Consider the following 328-nt stretch of genomic DNA (forward strand, 5'->3'; position numbering starts at 1 on the left):
TAAAGTTCTCATGGATTCTTGTAATGCTGCGCAATTGTTCCTTAGAGTACCTCATGGCATGTTTGAAATCATATACTTTTATTTTTTGCTTTTTTTCTGTTACTTCAGATGCCGCAAGTTCACCGCTGTTTAAGGCAGATAAAAGGGCATCGATTTCTTGTTGCGATAATACATCTGCCAAAGGGCATCCCCCTAACTCTTCCCTGAGTCACAAGAAATAATTCGAAAAATAGAATGGAGAATCCATACGCGATATCATCCGTTTGCCCACCTATCTTTTAAACTCAGCTTACGTTCTATATTATCGTTTTAAATTGACGATTTCTTC

At 37.5% G+C, this 328-nt stretch carries 1 pseudogene; it reads right to left on the bottom strand.

The features are described from left to right. Positions 1 to 181: pseudogene (locus RYX56_RS21625) on the bottom strand (flagellar motor switch protein FliM); the annotation flags it as partial. Between the last annotated feature and the right edge of the window lie 147 nt (positions 182 to 328).

This window comes from Alkalihalophilus lindianensis (assembly GCF_032843265.1).
Taxonomy (GTDB): Bacteria; Bacillota; Bacilli; order Bacillales; family Bacillaceae_D; genus Alkalihalophilus; species Alkalihalophilus lindianensis.